The sequence below is a fragment of the Chitinophaga fulva genome (genome assembly GCF_012927205.1).
Taxonomy (GTDB): Bacteria; Bacteroidota; Bacteroidia; order Chitinophagales; family Chitinophagaceae; genus Chitinophaga; species Chitinophaga fulva.
The window spans coordinates 626,139-648,197 of the sequence record NZ_JABBGC010000004.1; the positions used below are offsets into that span (position 1 = coordinate 626,139).

General features: G+C 48.5%; 11 protein-coding genes. 5 read left to right on the forward strand and 6 right to left on the reverse strand.

What is annotated here, in order from left to right; translation table 11 throughout:
* Nucleotides 1-4 precede the first annotated feature (4 nt).
* The 6 genes from HHL17_RS31010 to HHL17_RS31035 form a co-directional block, all read right to left on the reverse strand.
* Entirely contained in the window at nt 5-3,121 is a 3,117-nt protein-coding gene (locus tag HHL17_RS31010; protein WP_169228692.1) for a SusC/RagA family TonB-linked outer membrane protein, read from the reverse strand.
* 441 nt (nt 3,122-3,562) lie between these two features.
* Nucleotides 3,563-5,140, reverse strand: coding sequence for a SusD/RagB family nutrient-binding outer membrane lipoprotein (locus HHL17_RS31015; protein WP_169228693.1), 1,578 nt, complete (start codon nt 5,138-5,140; stop codon nt 3,563-3,565).
* Nucleotides 5,141-5,151: 11 nt separating this feature from the next.
* Entirely contained in the window at nt 5,152-8,613 is a 3,462-nt protein-coding gene (locus HHL17_RS31020) for a SusC/RagA family TonB-linked outer membrane protein (RefSeq protein ID WP_169228694.1), read from the reverse strand.
* Nucleotides 8,614-8,640: 27 nt separating this feature from the next.
* On the reverse strand, nt 8,641-9,660 hold the full coding sequence (locus tag HHL17_RS31025; protein ID WP_169228695.1) for a FecR family protein: 1,020 nt from the start codon (nt 9,658-9,660) through the stop codon (nt 8,641-8,643).
* An 80-nt stretch (nt 9,661-9,740) separates the two neighbouring features.
* Nucleotides 9,741-10,331, reverse strand: a complete 591-nt coding sequence (locus HHL17_RS31030) for an RNA polymerase sigma factor (RefSeq protein WP_169228696.1) — start codon at nt 10,329-10,331, stop codon at nt 9,741-9,743.
* Between the two features lie 172 nt (nt 10,332-10,503).
* Nucleotides 10,504-11,379: an AraC family transcriptional regulator gene (locus HHL17_RS31035; RefSeq protein WP_168872001.1), complete on the reverse strand. Its 876-nt coding sequence runs from the start codon at nt 11,377-11,379 to the stop codon at nt 10,504-10,506.
* Between the two features lie 260 nt (nt 11,380-11,639).
* On the opposite strand from HHL17_RS31035, the gene HHL17_RS31040 reads away from it, so the two are divergent.
* The 5 genes from HHL17_RS31040 (at nt 11,640) to HHL17_RS31060 (ending at nt 22,047) form a co-directional block, all read left to right on the forward strand.
* A complete protein-coding gene (locus HHL17_RS31040; RefSeq protein ID WP_169228697.1) occupies nt 11,640-12,665 on the forward strand; it encodes a LacI family DNA-binding transcriptional regulator in 1,026 nt (341 codons plus the stop codon).
* 176 nt (nt 12,666-12,841) lie between these two features.
* Complete coding sequence (locus HHL17_RS31045; protein WP_169228698.1) at nt 12,842-15,952, forward strand: SusC/RagA family TonB-linked outer membrane protein; 3,111 nt, start codon at nt 12,842-12,844, stop codon at nt 15,950-15,952.
* 12 nt (nt 15,953-15,964) lie between these two features.
* Complete coding sequence (locus HHL17_RS31050) at nt 15,965-17,536, forward strand: SusD/RagB family nutrient-binding outer membrane lipoprotein (protein ID WP_169228699.1); 1,572 nt, start codon at nt 15,965-15,967, stop codon at nt 17,534-17,536.
* A 33-nt stretch (nt 17,537-17,569) separates the two neighbouring features.
* Nucleotides 17,570-18,292: a hypothetical protein gene (locus HHL17_RS31055; RefSeq protein WP_169228700.1), complete on the forward strand. Its 723-nt coding sequence runs from the start codon at nt 17,570-17,572 to the stop codon at nt 18,290-18,292.
* Nucleotides 18,293-18,795: 503 nt separating this feature from the next.
* Complete coding sequence (locus tag HHL17_RS31060) at nt 18,796-22,047, forward strand: SusC/RagA family TonB-linked outer membrane protein (protein ID WP_169228701.1); 3,252 nt, start codon at nt 18,796-18,798, stop codon at nt 22,045-22,047.
* Nucleotides 22,048-22,059: the final 12 nt, after the last annotated feature.

Consider the following 22,059-nt stretch of genomic DNA (forward strand, 5'->3'; position numbering starts at 1 on the left):
ATGATTAGAAACCAACATTCAGGTTAAAGCCGAAGCTGCGGGTGGCCGGTAAGCCGAACATATCCACACCGGAAAGACCGTTAGCGGTGGACATAGAGATTTCCGGGTCATAGGGAGCTTTCTTGGAGATATACCACAGGTTTCTGCCTACGAGGGAGAAACGGATATTTTTTACAAAACCATTTCCCAGCGCTTTGGACGGAACGGCATAGCCGATAGACAGCTCTCTCAGTCTTACAACAGTAGCATCGTACATATATTCACCACTCACACCGTCACGGCCACCAATAGTACCGTACCATTTGTCTGCATCTACTTTGGTAACAGGCTGTTTGGTGGTTTCATTGTAACCGTTGATAGTTACACCACCAGCTTTACGGGCTTCGCCGGTACGGGCAGATACGCCGTATTTGTCCATTACCGCTTCTGTCATAGACATTACTTTACCACCGAATTTACCGTCAACCAGGAAGCTCAGGGTGAAGTTGTTGTAGGTGAAACGGTTGTTCCAGCCACCTGTCCATTTAGGATTAGGATTGCCAACAAATGAAAGGCCTGAGGACACCAACGGAGTACCATCGGCACCGATGAGTACACGGCCGCTTTCATCTCTTTTCAGCGTTTTACCAAAGATATCGCCGTAAGAACCGCCTTTCTCGATAATAGAGCCGAATGTGTTGGAACCTGGATCGGTCAGTTGAAACCGGTCGATGTTTTCTGCCAGTTCCAGTACTTCGTTTTTGTTATGAGAATAGTTCAACGTGGTGTTCCAGGTGAATTTGCTGGACTGGATCACATTGTAGCCCAATACTACTTCCACACCGCTGTTCTGGATATTACCCCCGTTGATAAAGCGGAAAGCATAACCTGTTCCCGGCGGTACGGCAATCTGGAAGTACTGGTTAGTGGTATTGGTTTTATAATAGGTAAAGTCGAAGTTCAGCCTGTTGTTCAGGAGACGCCATTCTGTACCGATTTCCAGTGATTTGGTCCTTTCTGGTTTCAGGTCGGTGAAAGGAGCCCGGTTGTTGAACTGGAAGGTTCCACCTACTTGTCCCAGCCTGCTCAGCGGCCAGGTTACATACAAAGGAACAGAATTACCTACTACCGCATAAGAGCCACGGAGTTTGGCGTAGCTAACAGGTTCCGGCAGGTTGAAGAGTTGATGGAGCATGAAGGAAAGGCCGGCAGAGGGATAAAAGTAGGAGCCATTGGGGGTGAACGCCAGGTTGGAAGACCAGTCATTACGTCCGCTGAGGTCCAGGAATACCAGGTCTTTAAATGACAGGTTCACGTTTCCGAATACTGCCTGCAGCTGGCTGTGGTTATCAGGAGCAGTCTGGATCAGGCTGCCCGGGGCCATGTTTTGCAGGATGAATTTGTTAGCTACATAGAGATCTCCCAGATAGCTGTCTGCGCTCATCCCTTTGGTACGGCTATCATTAATGCTGGTACCTACCAGTGCATTCAATTTGAAATTGGTACCGAGGTTACGGTTCAGGTTCAGGATCAAATCACCGTAGTACTGCGTGGTAGTGAGGTCGCTCATGATGTAACGGCCATTGCCGCTGGCCAGTACGGCGTTGGTACCCGCGTAGAACTGACCATCGTAAGTATCGTTGGTACGGTCCATGTTACCGCGGGCCTGCAGGTATAACCAGTCAGTGATATCATATTTGGCGCTGACATTGAAGAGCGTTCTGTTACGTACTGCCTGGCTGTTGTTTTTGTTAACGATCCAGTAAGGGTTCTGTTGTACGTCTTCGTTGAAAGGCCAGTTCTGAAGGTTGATCTGACGAATAGGGTCAAACTGCATGTAAGTTTTATAAGGCGACAGATCACGGCCTCTTGGGAACAAATAAAGACCGGTCAGCGGGTTGAAGTACAAACCGGTTACAGGGCCGTTATCTGTTCTTTGTGTGATGATGTTCACGTTACCATCCAGGGTCAGTTTGTCGTTCAGGAACTTGGCTGTTTCCCGGAAGGAGAAGTTATGACGATTGAGATCATTGCCCGGCATTACCGCTTTTGCATTGGTATTGGCATAGGAGAAATAGGACTGAGCTTTTTCGTTGCCTGCGGTGAAGTTGACAGAGTTGATCCAGGTGTTGCCATTACGGAAGAAATCAGATACGTTGTCTTTCGCATTGCTGATCTCCTTTCCCCAGCTTTGGGTAGCGCCGTCCTGTGTAGCACCATAAGAGTTCTGCAGCTCTGGTTTGTAAGCTACTTTGTCCAGGGTGAAGCCGCTGGAGAAGTCTACTTTGGCATTACCTGATTTACCTTTTTTAGTGGTGATGAGGATAACACCGTTGGCAGCCTGGCTACCATACAAGGCAGATGCAGAAGCACCTTTCAGCACGGATACGCTTTCGATATCGTCAGGGTTCAGGTTGGAGATACCGTCACCACCGTCACGACCAGGTGTAAAGGTAGTAGTACCATCGCCACCCCAGGTGCTGTTAGGCTGTTGGGTGGAGTAGTTGGTCATAGGGATACCATCTATTACATACAACGGCTGGTTGGTACCTTGGGCAGATTTATTACCACGAAGGGTTACTTTAACGGAACCACCTACACCGGAACCGCTTCTGCTCACTGTGATACCAGCAGCTTTACCGGAGATGGAGTTCATGACGTTCGCGTCTTTGGCGGTAGTCAGCTCTTCGTTGCCCAGGCGCTGTGTGGAATAGGTGAGTGATTTGGCGGCTTTTTTCACACCGAGAGCGGTTACTACCAGTTCATTCAATCCTTTTACGTTGTCGTCCAGTCTTACATCAAGCGTGGCGCTGGAGCCAACTGTTGCTTCATGTGAACCGAAGCCGATGGAGGAAAATACCAATACGTCGCCGGCCTTGGCATTGAGATGATATTGGCCGCTGGCATTGGTTTGTGCGCCTTTGGTAGTACCTTTTACCTGAACGGAAACACCCGGTAATGGTGCGCCTTTTGTATCACGCACGGTACCACTGATTTCCTTTTCCTGTAAAATGCTACGGAATGAAGCTGTGGGCGTATAAGTATAGCCGGCAGCCTTCGCATATGCATTGTCTGCTAATATGGAAGTGAGCGCCATTCCCGTTACAGCACACACTTTCATAAGGCGTAGGTTTTTTTTCATACTTGCCTTTTTTTTGGTTAATAATTGGTATTTAAATGTTGTGGATAAGATTTGATCATGTATCGCGTGCCTGCTGATACAATACGCTGTCACGTGCTGCCTGGAAAATACACTCCCCGTTAGCATGGCGAAAGCCATCCTTTACCACTTGTTTTTTATAAGTTGACGTGGTTTATTAGCACAGGTATCCCCTTCGGAGATGCAACACGCTTTTACCGTGCTGATTCCGTTATAGTTTGTCGTGCCTGTTTTTCTTACATGAAATTTTTATTTTGAATGAAATTACCTTGCTAATGTTTTCATTTGGATGAGCGCATCATAGGCGCTACAGGAAGGAAGTCGTATGTTAATTGAAATGGTACTACAGTTTGTTAAAAAAAAATTACGAATTGCGGAAAACCCACAATTCGTAAATAAAAAAATAATAAAATGACAAAATGATTATTTGGTGTCCCACCATAACTGGGTCCCGCCATTGTCTTCACCTTTCAGCATTTTTTTGGCACGCGACAGCGCCTTTGGGTTGGTGACCTGCTCTATCTGCGGGAACGGCAGGCGGCGAATGAACTTCTCCGTATTGATGGTATTATTACTGTTGTTGATCACGACAGGGAATAATTTGGGATAACCGGTCCGGCGGAATTCACTCCAGGCCTCGGTTCCCTCGGGGAACATGGCAATCCACTTCTGGGTGATAATACGCTCCAGCTTCTCTTCCTGCGACGCTCCCTCATTCCATTTAATGGTAATGGTACTGAGATGTTTGCTGTCGGCTGTCACGTTGTTGTCCTTGTTGAGCGGATCTACGTAAGGTCTCGGTTTGCTGGTGTCGTTTTTCAGATAGTCGTTGAAGTTAGTTAGGCCGTATTGGCTGAACGATGTGCTGACGCCCTTTTCGTAGTTGAAGGCTGCGCTACCGGCGCCATCCCATCCGTTCAGTGATGCTTCTGCTTTGAGGAACCATGCTTCTGCTGCGGCCATAAACTGGATCTTGTTCTCAAATCTTGCCAGCTTGGAACAACCGGTATATTGTTCTTTCAGAGAAATGCGGATACCATTACGGATACCCCGATATACATCCGGACCTTCATCTGTATGTACAAAGTAATGAGGCAACCGCGGATCATTGTATCCGGTGAGAATAGATTCCATGGGCGCGCTCATGCGTAAATCGGCCCAGGTGTAGCACATGATGTTAAGCGGATGCGTAACAGGAGAGATGTCTACGGCAAAATTATCTTTCGCGTCCTGCAACAGTCCCAACGGGTGTTTCAGGGCAGCTTCCCCTTCTTTCCGCGCTTTATCTTTATCCACGCCATTGATGCGGATGGCCAGGCGCAACCGCAGGGTGTTGGCAAATTTAATCCATTTCACGTAGTCGCCTTTGTATACCAGGTCGAAGGCCTGGAAACGTTGCGCACTGCCGCTGTTGACATAATTTGTCAGCAGGTTGATGGCGGTGTCCAGGTCATGGAAAAAATGATTATAAGCCTCCTGCTGGGAATCGTATTCAAACGTGTTCTCATTGTTGATATCCCCGAAATGACTGTAGATAATAGGTCCGAAGATGTCACTGATGCGGTGCATGGCCTCTACCTTCATAATCGTTGCCCACGCGTAGAAATCAGGATACTTGTCACCGGCCTTTTGCTGAGTAAACACGCAGGGCTTCATCACCCAGCGATAGGCTTCATTCCACGGATGGTTGTTCCAGATATAAAGCAGCGCATAGTTGGTATTATTGATATTGCCTTCAAACGGCGTAGGCGTCATCATATACCCGGAAAAAACATCGGAGTTCAGGTTCTGTTGCAGCTGCGCTGTCGGCGGATCATTGTAGCGCAACAGGAACAGCTGGGCCTGCGTGAGTGGGGCGCCCAGCAGCTGAAAGTCACCTTTCAGGTCACTCTCGGTAAAATCATATGGGTTTTTGTTGATATCGGTGAACTTTCCGGTACAGCCACTAACCAGTGCAAGGGCGGCAAGAACCAGCAATGTGATACGGACCCGTTTAAGCATGATCGTTAGTTTTAAAATCCAAATTTCAGGTTGATGCCCATACTGCGTAAGGGCGGCAGTCCAAATACATCCACACCCTGCAGACCATTGCCGGAACCCATAGAGATTTCGGGGTCAAAGGGTGCGTTGAGTGTAAAGAAAAAGAGATTCCTTCCAACAACACCTACCCGCATGCTGCGCAGCCATTTCCATTTCAGCGGCATCAGGTAGCTGAGGCTTAGTTCCCGCAGCCGGATGTTGGTGGCGTCGTACATATACATTTCCCCAATGCCGGAGCGGCCACCGATGATGGTGTAATAATTAACGGCATCTATTTTACCGGTATATGGCGTGCCGTCTGCCAGCGCGGTGTTGAGGGCCACGCCGCCGTTGTCACGGGCTTTGGCGGTCACCTCGCTTACACCGTAATAATCCAGCACGGCCTGGGTAACGCTCATTACCTTGCCGCCAAAACGGCCATCTATCAGGAAGCTCAGCGTAAAGTTGCGGTAGTAGACACTGTTGTTCCATCCCAGCAGGAAGTCAGGGTTAGGATTACCTACTTTCTTAAATGTGCCCACGGTGGACAGCTTCCCGTTTTCATCCACAATGATCTGTCCTTTTTCGTTCCGTTTCAGTTCCTTATTGGAATAGATGTCCCCCCAGGAACCGCCTTCCTGTATGAAGGAACCAAACATATTCACGCCAAAATCGGTGAGGGTGAACATATTACTGGTGTCGGCGCCGGCGATGTTGTTGTTGCTTAACTGCAATACCTTATTGCGGTTGGTGGAAAAGTTGATGGTGCTGGTCCAGCTAAAGCCCTTTTCCTGTATCGGCGTTACACTGATGGAAGCTTCCAGTCCTTTGTTTTGGATGTTGCCCATGTTGAGGTAATAGGTCATGAATCCGGAACCTGGAGGAGCGGGTACTTCCATGTATTGTTTGTAATTATTGTTTTTGTAGATGGTGATGTCCGCATTGAGCCTGTTGTTGAAAAGGTGAAGCTCCAGGCCTGCTTCAAAGGAACGGTTGTCTTCCGGCTCAAGGTGTATACCCGGATAAGGTGTGCGGAGGTTGAGCAACACCCTGCTCACACCGGCGGTGGTCTGCATGGTGAACGGGGCCGGATTGGATGCGTAGCTGGCAATATCGTTACCTACTTTGGCGTAGGAGAGACGTGTGCGTAGCAGGTTGATGGCTTTCGGCATTTTAAACATGTCGGTCCATATGGCTGACAGGCCCACGGAGTAATAGAAGTAGCCTTTTTGCAGGGTAGGGGTAAAGGCAAAAGTACTGGACCAGTCATTACGTCCGGTAAGATCGAGGAACAGGAAATTTTTTATGCCCAGCTGGGCGTTGCCAAAAACGGCCTGTAACTGTTTCTGTTCCACGGTATGCTGTGCATCCAGTGATTTTTCGGCAATATTGGACAGCGAGAATTTATTGGGATAATTGAGGCCTGGCTCTGCATTGGGATTGGCGCCGTTAAAAGAACGCTCATGCGCTTTGAGGTCGGTGATGCTGGCGCCCACGTTACCGGCGAGGTGCAGCCATTGGTTTACTTTTCCGCTGGCATTGACCATGAGGTCGGCATACAGCTGGGTATTAAATTCTTTTTCGAGTATATAGCGGCCATTGGAATCTGAGAGTACACGCTGGGTACCGGCATATGCTTCCAGTTCATACTGGTCCAGCGATTTGTCGAAACTGGCGCGTCCCTTGACGGAGAGCCAGTTGTTGAGCTGGTAGTTGAGGGATAGGGAAGCCATGCCCCGGTAACGGCTGTCCAGCCGGCGGTTACGCTGTAATGCCCACATGGGGTTCTGCTGATCATCCTGGCCTATCCAGTCTTTATCCCGGCGGATGTTCCACCAGTTTTGCATATAAAGGTTACGGGTGGTATCGTAATATTCAAATTGGTTTTTATAAGCGTTAAAGTCCTGGCCGCGCGGGAAGACATACAACCCGGAAATAGGGCTGTAGTACAGTCCTGACGACAGGCGGTTGGTGGATGACTGTGCCAGGAAGGAAGCGTTGGCATCCATTACCAGCTTATTATTGAGCAGCCGGAGAGTCTCGCGGAAATTGATCGTATGTCGGTTGAATTTGTTCGTGGGTAAAATGCCTTTGTTAGTGGTATTGGAATAAGAGAAATAGGTTTGTGCTGTTTCGGTGCCACCACTAAAGGAAACGGTGTTGATCCAGGTGGCGCCGTTGTTGTAGAAATCTTTTACATGATCAGGGACTTGTACCGGTGTGCCCCAGCTGCCGAGAGAACCAGGTTTGGGTTTGTTGACAGAGTCGTATGGAGCTTCCGTTTGTCCGTAGCGGTATTGGAGTTTCGGCAGTAGTGCGGGCTTTTCGATGGTAAAGTCGGAAGCCACGTCTATACGGCTTCTGCCGGCATTGCCTTTTTTGGTGGTGATGAGAATAACGCCATTGGCAGCCTGACTGCCGTACAGGGCCGCGGCGGAGGCGCCTTTGAGGATGCTGATGCTTTCGATATCGTCAGGGTTGATGTTGGAGATGCCGTCTCCGCCATCACGGCCGCCGCCGCCGATGGTGTTGTTGGCCTGGCCCCATACGTCCTGTGGCTGTGATGGGGTGTAGTTGGCATAAGGAACACCGTCAACGATGTACAGGGGTTGATTTTCGCGGGTGGATTTGTTGCCGCGCAATACCACCCTGACAGTACCGCCGATACCGGAGGCATTGCGGGTAATGCATACGCCGGCTGCTTTGCCGGAGATGCTGTTCATAAAATTGGCGTCTTTTACGAGGGAGACGTCGTCTCCGCCCAGCTGCTGGGCAGAGTAGGGCAGTTCCCTGGATTTTTTCTGGATGCCGAGGGCGGTGACTATCAGTTCCCCCAGCGCTTTGATATTTTCGTGAAGTGTAATGTCAAGTTGACTGTTGGTGCCTACAGTTACTTCGCGTGTCAGATATCCTACATAGCTGAATAACAATACATCGCCTGGGCTGGCGTCAATGCTAAACCCGGCGTCGGCGTCTGTTTGTGTTCCTTTGTTGCTGTTCCTGATTTGAACGGTTACTCCCTGAAGTGGCGTGCCTTTATTATCGCGTACGGTACCGGTGATTTCTCTTTCCAGTGAAACGTGCTTTAACAGGTCTACAGTTTGTGCTCCACCTGTTTCAATGTCGGCTCCTACAATTATTTTGTTGTTGATACGGGTAAACTTCAATCCGGTTTGTGCTGATAACAACGCCAGAACGTCTTCAATGGGTGTTTTGGTGCAGTTGAGCGTAACCCTTTTTTTCAGGTTAAGATCAGTTTTGTCGTAGTGGAAGTTCAGCCCGGTTTTGACCGATATTTCGGTCATCACGTCCTCCAGGTTTTTGTTTTTTGCCTGGATACTGACAACAATCGTGGATGGCGGCTGCTGTGTTTCGGCAAACGCGCTACTCAGGGTGTTCAAGCTACCGGCCAGCAGCAATGTCAGCATTAACCCCATGGATATCAACCATGTCATGGGGTAAGGCTTTACCCTCATATGAGTCTAATTTTTGTTTACAAGATAAACGGTGTCGCTTTTAATGGTATATGATAAGGATTTTGCTATACAAATAATGTCCATTACTTCGGATAGGCTTTCATTTCTGAAATTGCCGGTATAATTCCATGCTGTTTTACTGCTTTCATTGATGACGGTCACACCGTAACGGTTTTCAATGCCGGTCATGAGTTCGGTATAGGGCGCGTCTTTAAATACGAGGTAGCCTTGTTTCCAGCTGATTACCTCCTCCGGCTTCGCGAAGGTTGTTTTGATCATGCTCAGCAGCTGACGGTCGTAACTGATTTGTTCGCTGGGAAGCAGCACAATGGAGCCGGTGGTTTGACTGTTCTGCAGCGGGTCAATTTTTACTTTGCCGGTGAGCAGGGCTACGGTGACTTTGTTTTCGGCGCTGTAGGCGCGGATATTGAAGGTAGTCCCCAGTGCGGTGGTGGCCAGTTCGGGGGTACGTACAACAAATTGGCTGTTGGCATCGGGTGCTGCATTGAAGAAAGCCTCCCCTTCGTCAAGGTATATGCTTCTTTCCTTAGCGCTGAAATGCTCCGGATAGCGCAGCTTGCTGTTGGCATTCAGTGCCACGGTGCTGCCGTCTTCGAGGGTTATATTTTCCTGATGTCCTTTGGGCGTGGTGATTTCTACAAAACCGTCTTTTACCACGCGGTTGCTGCCGGTGGCCGGGTGATGGGCCAGCGGTGCATCGGCGGGAGTGGCGGTGTGTCGGTTGCTGTTAAACCAGAACAAGCCTGCCGCCAGTATAATGGCAGCAGCAGCGGCGGCTGATATCAGCCATGGCCGCATGCGGCGCACCCGGGGTGCCGGCGTGATCTGTTCCTGGATACGCAGCTTCACTTCTTCCAGTTCCAGATCAAGCGTATGCTCGTCTGCAATGGAAGACTGATGGGCGTTGATCTGTTCAAACCACTGTTCTATGATTTTCGCTTCCTCCGGTGAGCAGTCCCCCTGTTGATATCGCTCCAGCAATATTTTTATCTGTTCTGTGTCCACCTGATAGCGTTTTTGGATGATAGTAAGTCGTGGTAACGTGGAATTAGTACCATGGCAATACAGCAATATTTTTATGAAAATTAACGGTTGGCGGTGAAAATCAAGGAAATAACGAGTAAAATGACGTCTGTCTGCGCATAGCTGGCCCGTAATATCTTGAGGGCTTTAGTAATCTGGTTTTTCACCGTCTGCTGGGACAGGCCCAGGTGAGTAGAGATCTGTTCTATAGAGAGATTTTCAAATCTGCTTAACATAAAAATTTCCTTCATCTTCTCGGGCAGGTGATTGATTGCCTCAAACAGCTCCTGTGATCTGGCTTTGTAATCCACCGTATCCTCCACAGAATGTGGCTGTGCATCAAAATGTTCAATCAGCTGCTGCAGGTACTTCCGGTAGGTGGCGTTCTTCCGGTAAATATCGATGATCTTGTGCCGGGCCGCCTGGTAGAGGTATGATTTCAGCGATTCTTTCAGTATAAGGGAATGGCGTTTCTCCCAAAGGGAAACAAACAGGTCCTGCAGTACATCTTTACTGATCTCTCCTGCTTCCAGTTTGCTGTAAATAAAGAGATACAACATTTTACTGTAGCGGTCATAGATGGCATTAAAGGCGGCACTGTCATCGCTTTTGAGCAGCGACACTAACTGGGTATCTGAATAACTGCTGAACATTGAATTACAGTAGCAATTAGATGTTTTGGTTGAATTACTATCGATGAAAGTAAGAAGAAATTCGGATATTTATATAATTAAGTCGATAGGATATGCAGTATTTATCAGATTTAGCCTGATAATTAGTTAAACCGGTTAATCCGGAATCTTTCCTTGATCCATCTCCAAATTATCAGGCTTCCTTAAGCCTCAATTCATTCTTGTATTCTTTTGGTGTTTTTCCTACGATCTCTTTAAAAAACCGGTTAAAATTGGACAGGTTTTTAAACCCGCAGGAATAGGCAATTTCTGCAATAGACCAGTCCTCTTCCGTAAGGCGCTTACAGGCATGGCCAATCCGCACTTCATTCAGGAACTGTACAAAAGATTTTTTGGTGCGGTTCTTAAAGAAACGGCAGAATGACTGCGGGGAGAGGTTCGTGATACTGGCTACGTCCTGCAATGAAATTTCTTTGGAGAAATTGTTCATCACATATTTGAATACCTCGTCTATTTTGTGGTTGTCCTTTACGTTGTAGGCGTGGGAATACCCGGTGCTGGCCAGATAATAACAGTCGCGCGTTTCAGACAGCGTCTTCAGGATGTTAAGCAGGGATATGATCCGGTCCAGCCCTTCTTTTTTAGGAAGAGACAGGATCTCTGGCTTTAGCTTGTCATAGGTGGGCCCGATAATTTTCATCCCGCGCTGCGCGCGATGAAAAAGCTCACTCAGCGCTTTGGTTTCCGGTAAACCGTAAAATTTCTCACCAAAAATATCTTTCGGGAAATAGATCACGACAGAACGGGCTTTCAGATTTTCGTCGCCCTTGTAGTATTCCTCTTCATTATACCATACGTGGGGGATGTGCGGCCCCAGAAACACCATATCGCCCTCTTCAAAGCTCTCGATGCTGTCCCCAACAATCCTCTTCCCGTGGCTCTCCGTAACAAACACCAGCTCACATTCCGGGTGGAAGTGAAATGGCGTGTTAAAATACGGATCACATCGCTCTATAATAGTGATCTGATTATCGGCAAAAGCCCCAACTTTAATAAGAATGGGTTTCATTCAAGTATTAATTTTTAAACTGGTGTTACCAGACAATACCGTATTTAGTATTGTCATTGTCCTATGAATGTTGCCAAATTATTAAAAATTGGTTAAAAAAATATCATTATTGGGAAAATGACCCTTAAATGTCATATCCCGCCGTTCATCCCTGTTTATAAGATTTAGCAACTTTTTTGGAATAATTGGCACAAGAATGTAAATTTCAGCTTTCATTTTGTAAATTACGCTGGGCTAAATCGATATAGCATTTGTTGTCTATGAAAGGAATCTCTATTAAAGATATCGCAAAACAGGCAGGGGTTTCTCCCACAACTGTCTCATTTGTGCTCAACGGCAAAGCGAAAGAGAAGCGGATCAGCGAGCAGGTAAGCAAGAAAATCCAAAAGATTGCTTCCCGGCTGAAGTATAAACCAAATCAGCTGGCCCGCGGCCTCCGTACCGGAAAAACCAAAACTATTGGCCTTATCGTGGAAGATATCGCCAACAACTTTTTCGCCAGCCTGGCCAAAGTGATGGAGGACGAAGCCGATAAACACGGCTATAAAGTGCTCTATGGCAGTACGGAAGACAATACCGAAAAAGCTAAAGGACTCCTGGAGGTACTTAAATACCGCCAGGTGGACGCCTATATCGTTACCCCCACCAAAAACCTGGACAAGGAAATAGAACAGCTGAAAGCCACTTCCAAACCGGTAGTGCTCATGGACCGTTATTTCCCGCACGTAAGCTCCCATTATGTAGTGGTAGACAACTATCAGGGCGCCTACAACGTTACCAGCCACCTCGCTAATCAGGGCTATAAAAAAATCGCGATCGTCACCATCACTTCTGATCAGATACAGATGAAAGACCGTCTCGAAGGATTTACGGCCGCACTCAAAGATCATCATCTCCCCTTTAATAAAAGCCTCGTAAAAAAAATACCTTTTGAACTGGAACGCGAAGCCTTCAATACAGAGATCAAAAAATTCCTGACTTCTATCAAAGGATTGGATGCTGTATTTTTCGCTACCAACTACCTCGGTATCTATGGCATCGAAAGCATCCGCTCCCTCGGCTGGGAAATAGGGCCACAAATTGGTGTGGTCAGCTTCGACGACCACGACCTCTTCCGCCTCCACAGCCCGTCTATTACCTGCGTGGCGCAACCTATCACTGAGATCGGTAAAAACATCGTGGAAGTGCTCATGCAGGAACTCAACCATCCTTCTGCAAGCCCGCAGCAAATAGTGCTGGAACCTTCGTTGATCATAAGAGCTTCTTCAGATCCCGGAAAGAAATAAAACCCGTTCCTGATCATATATGTCTGTTCCTGTGATACTTGCGGGAACAAAAAGTGATGTCATGTTGTTAAATAAGTCAGCTCACGGTTTTGCGGCTTCTCACCCCGTCAACCCGAAGCACGACTATTCAACCAAAACCATCTCCGGTTTATTTCTTCACTTTTATCGTATTAAACATGATCAGGAACTTTACTCATGTGCTGTTGTTCGTGTTATTATTGTTGACAACCCCCGTGGTATGGGCACAACAGGCCATTACCGGCAAGGTGTTGGACAATACTGGCCAACCTCTTTCCGGTGTTAATATCCTCGTGAAAGGTACCTCCAAAGGAACGGTGACCAACGCGGACGGAAACTTCTCCCTCTCTGTCGCGCCCGGCAGCACGCTGGTGTTCCGTTATCTCGGCTATCTGCCGCAGGAAGTACCGGTAGGCAACGAGTCTCAACTGACGATCACCCTCAAAACAGATGAGAAAAGCCTCGGTGAAGTAGTGGTAACAGCACTCGGCATCAAAAAGGAAAAAAAGTCACTGGGATACTCGGTGTCGGAAGTAAAAGGGGAGGAGCTCACCCAGGCCCGCAGTACTAATATCGCTAATTCCCTCTCGGGTAAAGTGGCCGGCCTCAACGTCACTTCCACAGCTACCGGGCCCGCAGGCTCCAGCCGTATTATCCTCCGTGGTAATACTTCCATCGATAAAAACAGGAATAACCAACCACTCATTGTGGTAGATGGGATTCCTATCAATAACGATAACCTGGGTTCTGCCGGCGAATATGGCGGTACAGATGCCGGCGATGGCATCTCCAGTATCAACCCCGATGACATCGCTACCATCTCCGTATTGAAAGGCGGCACCGCTGCGGCGTTGTATGGGTCCCGTGCTTCCAATGGTGTTATCCTCATCACCACCAAAAGCGGCGCGAGCCGCAAAGGCGTAGGCGTGGAATTCAGCAGCAATATTGTCATCGACCGTCCTATTGTGGAAAACCTCGACTGGCAGTACGATTACGGCATGGGCCTCAACGGACGTAAACCACAGACAGCGGCAGAAGCCCGTGCAGCGGGTCTTTTCAGCTGGGGCGCTCCACTCGATGGCTCTTCTGTTATCCAGTACGATGGCGTCAGCAGGCCCTATAGCGCGGTGAAAAACAATTTCAAAAAATTCTATCGCAGCGGTTATACTTTCACCAACTCGGTTGCCGCCAGCGGTGGCAATGATAAGGTGACCTGGCGCTTCGGGGCTACCGACATGAAAAATGAGGCCACGCTTCCCAATTCAGGTATCCGCCGCGATAACCTTTCGCTGAACATATCCGCCTGGCTCGGTAAAAAACTACACCTCAATGTGTATGCTAAATATATCCGGGAACGGACAACCAACAGGCCCCGCGTATCTGACTCGCCCGGCAACGCGAACTTCGCACTCTACCTGCTGCCTACGTCCCTGGCCGTACAAACATTAAAAGACAGTAAACTGAATCCGGATGGGAATGAATTCAGGTGGAACGCAAATGAATACATCACCAACCCCTGGTTCTCTGTGTATGACTTTGAACAGGCTGATAAAAAAGACCGCTTTATCAATGCAGCAGAACTACGCTACGATATCCTGGACTGGCTCTATGTAAAAGGCCGCATCGGTGCAGACATGTTTTTTCGCGACAACAAAGCGGTCACTCCTAACGGTACCGCCTATATTCCCGGCGGCCAGATCAATGACCAGGCCCGTCAGAACTTCTACGAGCTCAATGCAGATGTAATGGTAGGTGTGGAAAAAGCATTCTCGGAAAAATGGCGTATCTCCGGTTTTGTAGGCGCCAATGTAATGCGTAATAAAAATGATAAACTGTTTCTCAACGGTAATACCTTCAACATACCCTTTTTCTACGATCAGAGCAACCTGCAAACGAAAACCGTTACCAACGATATTTTCGAAAAGAAAATCAATTCGTTGTACGCTTCTGCTGAATTGTCCTACAGAAGTTATCTCTACCTGACACTCACCGGGCGTAACGACTGGTTTTCCACACTGCCACTCAATAGCAACAGTATCTTCTATCCGTCAGCAGGCCTCAGCTTTGTGCTGTCCGACGCTTTCACCATGCCTAAGTGGATTAACTACGCTAAACTGCGTACTTCCTGGGCGCAGGTGGGCGGCGATACCGACCCTTATCGCCTGAGGCTCTCGTACCAGGTACAAAACCCACTGGTACTGGGTACTACCAGTCTCCCGGTGGCAGACGTGAAGAAAGCACAGGACGGCAGTTACGCCGTTCCCAATGCTAACCTGAAGCCTTACGTCAATACCAGCTTTGAAGCCGGCTTTGAAGCCCGCTTCTTCGATAACCGGTTGTCAGTGGACTTCTCCTGGTACACACGCAAAACGAAAGACGATATCGTGCAAACCACTATCTCCAATGCATCCGGATATAATACCGCCTTTATCAATGTGGGTAAAGTGAGTAATAAAGGGATCGAACTGATGATAACAGGAACAGCTATACGTAGTAAGAATTTCACCTGGGACATCACCCCCAATTTTGCTTACAACAAAAGCGAAGTGATTCAGCTGGATGGTAAACTCAACGCCCTGAAAGTGGCTGACGTACGTACTTTCAACGTCACTATTCAACAGGTGCCGGGGCAGCCGTTCGGGGTATTGCAGGGGTACAGTTTCCAGCGTGATGCACAGGGCAATATCCTGTTCAATGCTGCCGGTAAGCCGCTGCAAGGCCCGCTCACTATCTTCGGTACCGGTGTGGCGCCCTATACGCTTGGCGTCACCAACACATTTACTTATAAGGCGTTCTCTCTGGGTATCCTGATCGATTCCCGCTGGGGCAACAAATTATATTCCGGTACCAACGACTATGCTTACTATTTTGGTTTGCAGAAAGCCACGCTCAGCGGCCGTTCCGGTGGTATCACCATTAAAGCGCAGGACCCGAACGATCCAACAAAGTATGTAGACAAGGTCGTAGATGCGCAGGATTATTACCAGAATATTGCATTCAACATTGCAGAGCCGTTTATCTACAGCGGGGCTTTCGTGAAACTGCGTCAGGTGATACTGACTTACAGCCTGCCTTCCGGCATCCTGAACAAAACACCGTTCACCGGCGCATCCCTGTCGTTTGTGGCAAGGAACCTCTGGATTATCTATAAGGATGTGCCCAATGTAGACCCTGAATCCACTTACGGCAACGGCGCAGGACAGGGGGCTGAACTGCTGGGTTATCCACAGTCCAGAAGTTACGGTTTGAACCTGAATGTAAAATTCTAAATCGCTTCGATCATGGTTAAGTCAATATATACATATGGAACAGTTGTACTGCTATTATGGCTGTCGCTGATGTCCTGCACCAAAAATTTTGAGAAGATCAACACCGACCCTACGGCCGCTCCGGTAGTGGCGCCGGGCATTTTGCTGACGAGGGGGCTGTTGTATGTGTCCGGTGGCGAATTTGAAGCATGGCGTGCCAATCTGATTTATTGCGGCCCCATGATACAACATCTGTCTTCCACCAGCCTGACCTACGTAGGGGATAAGTACCTGTATAACGATGGCTACAGCGGGGCAGCATTTAACTCTTTTTACCCTAACGGTGTAAAAATACTGGCTACGCTGATAGACCAGACGAAGACAGACCCCGCGCAGGCCAATTTTAATGCTATGGCCAGGATTGCCCGGGTGATCATGCTGCAGCGGCTGACCGACCTTTACGGCAATGTGCCTTATGTTGCTGCCGGCAAGGGTTTTATAGATCAGAACTTCACCCCGGCTTATGACGCGCAGGATGCTATTTACGCCGGCTTTGCCGCTGAATTGCAGGATGCGGCCACCCAGCTGGATGCCACCAAACCCACCCCTGGTAACTCGGATATTTCCGGTTATGCCGGTTCCCCCACCCAGTGGAAGAAACTGGCTTATTCCCTGCTGTTGCGGGTGGGACTGCGGCTTTCTAAAAAATCTGACCCGTCGCTTGGCAGGAGCTGGGTGCAGAAAGCTTTAGCCGGCGGCGTGTTTACGGCTAATACAGATGCTTTTTATATCCAGCACGCTTCCGGAGACTATGATAACCCCAATAGCCACGTTATTGGGGTGTATCCGGGCAGCAGGGCTGAAACCGGGAAAGACAATATGGGCATCAAGCTGTCAAAGTTTTTTGTAGATCTGCTGAAAACCAAGGCTGATCCACGCTTAAGGATTATTTCCGAACTGCCTAAAGCCGATTCCACTCCCGGAGGCTCTGATGATCCCGCCTTACAGAAGGGGCTTCCCAGCGGATTTGATAACACGTCGGACCCTGTGTTTGGGATCGGGTCTACCGGTGATGCTAACCTGGCACATTATTCACAGCCTAAGCAGGTCATTGCGCAACCCAATTCCCCCAATATTTTCATTACTTATTCAGAAGTGCAGCTGATGCTGGCAGAAGCTGCCGCCCGCGGCTGGATTGCCGGTAGCCCGGCAACCTATTTCACGACCGGTGTGAAGTCCGGCATATGGCAGTGGACCCTGTATTCCTCTTCCATTGTATATGACGATGCGGCTGCATCTACTTACGCCACCGCCCAGGCAGCGGCGCTGGCAGGGCCATTGGCGGCTCAACTCGAAGCGATCAATACGCAGTATTATATTACCACTTTCCTGAATGAGTACGAGGCATATGCCAATTGGCGTCGCAGCGGTTTTCCGGTACTGAAGCCAGTGAACTATAAAAACAACGAGACCAATGGCCAGATACCACGCCGGTTGCGCTACCCGAGAAATGACTATGATGTGAACAGGACCAATGTGGAGGCGGCCAATGCTGCGCAGGGGCCGGATGTTTTTATGACTCCTGTGTGGTGGGACAAGCCCTGACCGTTTATTATTTTCACCGTAATAAAGAACGCCATGAAAAAATATCTTTTGCTTTCAGCCATTTTTGCATTAGCCTGCCTGGCGCTACAGGCGCAGGATTCGTTGGGGCTTTCCCAGACTGTCAGTTTCCGGAATGCGGTGTCTAACAATCTTGGCGTCAGGTTCAGTTCTGTATTTAGTTTTCACCCGAAAGAGAATACGGTTGGCAGTCCTTATCTGTATGCTGACTGGGGCCGGTTATGGATCGATTCCATGGATAACAAGCCGGTCGCCCGTTCTGTGGTGTATGATGCCAATATTGACCTGGAGAAGAACATGGTGATCGTGAAAGGTGGTGATGGCAAGGCTTATGTACCGGAGGTTAATAATGTGCAGGCATTTCATTGCAAAAAAGGAGAGGAAGCAAATACGTTTGTTGTGATGCAGATTGAAGGCGTGAATAAGTTCGTAGAACAGCTGGCAGGCGGCAAATATAGGCTGGTAAAGGAGGCTAAGGTGACGTTTCATCCGGCGGATTTTGTGGATAAAGGCATGATACAAACAGGTAAGAATTACGACGAATACAAAAAAGCGTATACTTATTATCTGGTGAAAGACCGGGTGCCGGTGAAGGTAAATCTGCGCAAGAAACAATTCCTGGAGGCGTTGGGTCGTGATCCTGCCGCACAGGCGGCCGCACGGAAATTTCTGGCCGGTTACCGGGAGCCTTTTGATGAAACAGCTGCCAGGCTTACCATAGAAGCTATTAATAAATAACTGTATTTGAAGATGAAAAGGCCCGTCTGACTTGTCGGACGGGCTTTTGGTTATCAAACATTTTCCACCGTCATGATTGTTCCATGCTGATATAATGCAGACTGGTATTATTTTCCTCGTTAGCTATATTATTTTAATACTTTTAACGAGTTGTTAACCAAACATCAAAAAATTGTTAAATCTTTTTTGCACTTCTCATAATTATACCTAAGTTTGAAACCAATATTTCTGTTGAGAAAACTTGTTGTGAAATGAAAATTGAGGATGCACGGGAGAACAGGTTTTTTTTTGAAACGAATTGCTAAAACGTTTTACTACTGTAGCAAGACGGGAACGGTGAACAATGAAATAGCCAATGGAGTAAATCCATTTTAATTACGGGAACGGAAACTATGTTTTACCTGCCTACTGTACTGCCTTCTGCAGTCATTTGCTGGTGACGGGTTTGCCGTGCGTTATCATGTGACTGATCACTTTGTTATAATTTAAACCAAAAGGAAGCTATGCGAAGATCATTTCTTCTCACCACGTTGCTTTTCTTATGCTGTTGCTTTGCTGCATGGGCGCAGGATAAAAAGGCTGTTACGGGAACCGTAAAAGATGAAAAAGGAACGCCTTTGCCGGGAGTTACGGTAAAGGAGAAAGGGACTGCCAACGGTGCCATGTCGGGCGCTGATGGTGCCTTTAAAGTACAGGTAGGCCCTAACGCCACGCTGGTACTCTCTTACATCGGTTTTATCAATCAGGAAGTGCCGGTAAACGGACAAACCTCCCTGACCGTTGTCCTGAAAGAAGACAACAAAAATCTGAACGAAGTTGTGGTTACCGCCATGGGTATGAAACGTGAACAACGTAAACTCGGTTATGCGGTAACAGAATTGAAAGGTGCAGACGTTGCCAAAACCAACTCTATCAACCCGGTATCTGCATTACAGGGTAAAGTAGCCGGCCTCGATATCTCCGCTGCTGCGGGTGGTCCTGCTGCTGCTCCCCGTATCGTGCTGCGTGGCGCTAAATCACTGAACGGTAAAGACCAGCCTATCTTCATTGTGGATGGTGTGATCTTCGAAAACGATGAAAGTGCTGCTGACGTAAACTTCGGTAACGTACTGAAAAACCTCAACCCGGACGATTATGAGTCTGTAACGGTACTGAAAGGTGCTGCCGCTACAGCCCTCTACGGTTCCCGTGCCATTAACGGCGCCATCCTCATTACCACCAAAAAAGGTAATGCAAGAAAAGGTATAGGCGTTACCGTTAGCCAGACCGCTCAGATCGAAAAAGTATACCGCGGCGCCATCGACCTGCAAAATGGCTATGGTCAGGGTACTGATGGTTCTTATAACAACGGTGTAGGCGGTTACAGCTTCGGTCCTAAAATGGATGGCAGAATGGTGCAACTGGCCAATGGCACAAGCGTACCGTTCACTCCCAAACCAGACAACGCAAAAGATCTTTACCAGACAGGTAAATACTTTAATACCAACGTTGCCATGGAAGGCGGTAACGACAAAGGAACTTTCCGCCTGTCTTACTCCCACCTGGACAACAACAGCGTTTCTCCGAACAACAGCTTCGGCAGAAACACCTTCGCATTCCGTGGCTCCTCCCAGATCTCCAAAGTACTGAGCGCAGATGCGGGCGTAACTTACGCTACTTCCAAAACACTGAATCCCGACCGTCAGGGTGGTGACTACACCAGCTACAACATCGGCCGTAAATGGGTGTATGTGTTCCCGCGTAACTACGATCCTTCCATCTGGAGCAAACCAGAAAACTACCTCGGACCCAATGGTGGCCGTGCTAACCTGAGTACTAACCCGGGCGCCGACTATTTCTATCAACAGGCTTACAACAGCTGGACCCGTAAAGAATCCCTGGTGACCGGTAACTTCTCCCTCACCGCGGTAGCTACCGACTGGCTGAAATTCGTTGGTAAAGCCAACTTCAGCAGCGAGCAGTCTACTGACGAACGTAAAGAAGTAGGTACCTCCGCATTCTTCAAAGGTTCTGACGGTTTTTACTCTGTTGCCGGTGTGAACAAATCCCAGTACACCTTCACTGGTATGGCGATCATCACCCCTAAACTGGGTAAAAAATTCGATGGTACCCTGAACCTGGGTGGCGAAACCTGGAACAGTGGTATCGGTAAACAATACAACAACTACTCCGATGGTGGTCTGCGTATTCCTTTCCTGTACGATATCACCAACAGTGTGAACGCTCCGATTGTGAAAAATGATCCGTTGCTCCGCAAGCGTATCAACTCACTGTTCTTCGCAGCCAGCCTGGCTTATAATAACGAACTGTTCCTGGATGTGACCGGCCGTAACGACTGGTCCTCTGCACTGACTTATCCTGCTGGCAGCAGAGGTAGCACCACCAACTCTTATTTTTATCCTTCTGTAAGTGCTGCGTGGGAATTCACCCAGACACTGAAAGAAGAAATGCCTTCCTGGATCAGCTATGGTAAACTGCGCGCCTCTTACGCGATGGTGGGCGGTGACCTCGATCCTTATCAGATCAACACCGGTTATTATACCACCGGCCTGTTCCAGGGTGCTTCTTCCGGCAAAAACCTGCCGCTGGTAAACATCTTCAACTCAGACATCCTGCCGAATATGGCCCTGAAACCTTCCATCTCCAAAAGCTGGGAATTAGGTGCTAATGTTCGCTTCTTCAACAACCGTCTGGGCTTTGACTTTGCCTGGTACCGCACCAACATCACCAACCAGATCATCAATCTGCCTACGCCGATTGAATCCGGTGTTACCTCCCGTTATATCAATGCTGGTAGCATGATCAACAGAGGTATTGAGCTGTCCATCAACGGTACGCCTATCCAGAACAAAAACTTTACCTGGGACGTAACACTGAATGGTAGCCGCAACAAAAACAAAATCGTGAGCCTCACTCCGGGCGTAGATCAGCTGCAACTGAACGAAGACCAGGGCGTGAAAGCCATCGCTTCTGTAGGCGGTAGCTACGGTAACCTGGTTACTGACTATGGCTATACCCGCGACGCCAACGGTAAACCCATCATTACACTGGGTGGTAGCGATTTCCCTTACAAATTTGTACGTGGCAACGCTGTAGTAGGTAATATCATGCCTGACTTCAACCTCGGTTTACAGAACAACTTCACTTACAAAAACTGGAGCCTCGGCGTGTTGATCCAGGCACGTATCGGTGGTGACTTCTTCTCTGCTTCCCATCAGTATGGCACCGGTCGTGGTACTACTGCCAACACTATGCAAGGTCGTGACACTGAACACGGTGGCATCACCTTCAAAGATGGTTCCGGTGTAACCCGCAACGATGGTATGATCCCGGATGCGGTGTTCCAGAAAGGGACCACTATCTCTAAAGATGGCCAGAATATCGTGCTGGATGGTATGACTTACCAACAGGCATATGAAAAAGGTTATGTATCTCCGCTGACACCATTCCAATACTATGGTATGATCGGTGACTGGGGTATCGGTATCCGCGAAGCTTCCGTATTCGACGCTTCTTATGTAGCGCTGCGTGAAGTATCCCTGGGCTACTCCCTGCCTACTGAAATGATACAACGCTGGAGACTGAACAGCCTGCGCGTGTCTCTCGTAGGCCGCAACCTGGGTTATCTGTTCAACAACCTGCCGGACCACATCAACCCGGAAGCAGTACGTAACAATAAAACTTCTGCCTTCTCTGAATATGGCGCGGTACCGTTTGTTCGTAACATGGGTGTGACTGTACAGGTAGGATTCTAATAACCGTTTAAC